This window comes from Pseudomonas sp. R62 (assembly GCF_000257605.1).
Lineage (GTDB): Bacteria > Pseudomonadota > Gammaproteobacteria > Pseudomonadales > Pseudomonadaceae > Aquipseudomonas > Aquipseudomonas atacamensis.
In genome coordinates, this window is sequence record NZ_JH635999.1 from 250,674 (window position 1) to 253,282 (window position 2,609).

At 61.3% G+C, this 2,609-nt stretch carries 2 protein-coding genes, 1 other RNA gene and 1 pseudogene; all 4 read left to right on the top strand.

Translation table 11 applies throughout. The features are described from left to right. Positions 1-829 (top strand): zinc-binding metallopeptidase family protein (locus tag OQK_RS19490; protein ID WP_016773853.1); only part of this gene is annotated, 829 nt, incomplete at its 5' end. Between the two features lie 131 nt (positions 830-960). Further along, an RNA gene (gene ffs / locus OQK_RS29410) (signal recognition particle sRNA small type) lies at positions 961-1,057 on the top strand. A gap of 205 nt (positions 1,058-1,262) precedes the next feature. Continuing rightward, the gene (locus tag OQK_RS30805; protein WP_016773855.1) at positions 1,263-1,751 is read left to right on the top strand and encodes a hypothetical protein; all 489 of its coding nucleotides are present in this window, start codon (positions 1,263-1,265) and stop codon (positions 1,749-1,751) included. A 36-nt stretch (positions 1,752-1,787) separates the two neighbouring features. Continuing rightward, positions 1,788-2,609, top strand: a pseudogene (locus OQK_RS30500) (hypothetical protein); the annotation flags it as partial.

Here is a 2,609-nt window from a genome sequence, read left to right on the forward strand (position 1 = left end):
CCGCACCATTCCCGACCTGTCCCTCGCGGAAAATCCTGAACGCTGGCGCAAGGTCGAAATCGCCAAGCGTCGACTGGTCGCGCAACTGATCACCCTCGGCCTGCCGGTCATCCCGAAAACCACCGATGAAGAAACCGGGCTGGCGTTCGACTTCATCGGTGTCGACCTGGAAGGCAACGCGCCGATGACCGGCCACGCCAATGGCCTGATCACCCTCGATATCAAAGAGGCCGACGACGCTCACCGTGAGCAGGTCAGGGCAGCGATGCACGAACCTTACCGCACGCTGCTCGGGCATTTTCGCCATGAGGTCGGCCACTACTACTGGGATCGCCTCATCGCCAACGGCCCTTGGCTGGACGCGTTCCGCAATCTGTTCGGCGACGAGCGCGCCAGTTACGCCGAGGCGCTGGACCGGCATTACCAGCAAGGCGCGCCGCTGGACTGGCCGCAGCACTACGTCAGTGCCTACGCGACCATGCACCCGTGGGAAGACTGGGCGGAAACCTGGGCGCATTACCTGCACATGATGGATGCGGTCGACACGGCGCTGGGCTTCGGCATGAGCGCGCGGGAAATGGACTTCGACTATCAGCCATTTCCCACCAGCACCCTGTACGACCCGGAGCACCCCGGCGGCACGGCATTCCTGTCGTTCGTCAATGCGTGGATCGAACTGGCGGGCATGCTCAACGAACTGTCGCGCAGCATGGGCCAGCCGGATTTCTATCCGTTCGTACTGCCGGCGGCGGCGATCGCCAAGCTGCACTTCATTCATCTGGTGATCCAGCAGGCGGGCGGCAGGGCGGATGAGGTGCTGGCCTTGTAGGTGTCGCAGGCCGTGATGTTTATGTCCTTGAAGCCGTTCAGGTTTTTTATCTGCAACCAACGGTTGTAAGTTCATCTCAGACAGGTACAATGGCGCGGCTCGCCGACAGGCAAGCGTCGTTATGGTGACCCCATCGGTCCCCCCGCAACGATTACCCGTGAACCTGGTCAGATCCGGAAGGAAGCAGCCACAGCGGGAACATTGTGTGCCGGGGTGTGGCTGGTGGGGGCACCACCTTAACGAACCTACCGAGAATTCAAAGAGAACTGCATGGGTTTCGCCCACTGCGGTTTTTTTATGCCTGCGATTTCGCTAGTGGCGTTGATCCGCCATCAGAAACGCGCGGCTCAGCCGCGCAGCGCCCCGGTACCCGTGCGGCTGTTGAAGGCGAACAGTGGCATACTCCCTCGCCTGGCATTGAGAGGTAAGGCAAGTGGGTAAAATCGACGATCTGACTCGTGAAAAACTGCGCGAATGGCAGATGCGGCGTCTGGAAGTCAAAGCGCAGATGCAGGATCAGCCCGAACGCACGCTGGAGCTGTCGCGAGTGCTCGACCTGATGGATGAAGAGCACGCCGCGATTCTGGCGGCTTCGACCGTGTTCAACGCGGCTGAAGAAACTGCGCAGCCGCTCGCGGTGCAGGACCAGCCGGCCCTCGCTGAATCGGTGGCCGGCCAGTACGACCTGCAACTGCACGCCAGCGCGCAAAACCCTGAACACCTGCGCAAACTGCTGGAAATGGCGCTCTACGAAGTGCAGGCGCAGATTGAAGCAGGGCCGCTGGCTGGCGGCGCAGATCGACGCGGCATGTCCGGCACGCTCGGCGGCTACTCCTTCGAACTGCGGATCAGCCCCGAGGCCAGCCGTGAGGGAAACTTGCCGCAGTCCCAGGAAATGCACGACGAGAATGACCAGGACTGATCTGGTGTTGTATTAAAGCCCAGGCGGCGAGGTTGTATGCACCCGGAACATTTTGATTTGGCCACCCCGGTATTTCTGCCCATCACCCATGATGCGTGTACGGCGCTGTTGCAGCCCGAGGGTGACGCGACACTGGCCAGCCTGAGCGACCCGGAACTGGCGGCAGTGCTGGTCATTCAGAACCTCGCCCAGGCCACCGAACAGGATTTGAGCGCCAGCGCAGCGGAGAAGATCCTCGCCAGACTCATTGACTGGTCTGTCACCTCTCGGCGCTCCGGATCGGCGGGACTGCTTGCAGAGGCGCGGCGTCTGTTCGATTCGCGCAAATTGTATTTCGGCCTCAATGCGCTCAAAGGCCTGAACCTGCGCTTTCTCATGGCCGATGAAGTCACAGCGCAGGAATACCTGTTGCCCGGCGGGAAATGGGATGTGGACTACAAAGTCCGCCACCAGCAACAGAACAACCCGTTTCGCCAGCAAATGGTCACGCCACGCGAGCGTGAACACTGGTTAAGTGCGGCGCAGGACAAACTGCTGCGAACCTTCCGTGCCAACCTCGACGAAGACCTGCACGTGCAGGGTTATGCCGGCATCGGCAAGAGCTACATGCTCAGCGCACTGATCGAATGCCTGCGCTCGAAACGCACCCTGGTGCTGGCGCGCACCCCGGCGAAACTGGCGACGCTGCGCAAGCACATCGTGCAGGTCCACGACACGGAAATTGGCCAGACCTTTTTCGATTTCGCCCAGGCTCAGCTGCTTGGTCCCCGGTTGCCTATGGCCAGGACGCCCGCGCGTCTCCCGAGCAAACAGGCGCTGGCGCAGGAACTGAATATCTTCGGCTTTCGCCACCACGAT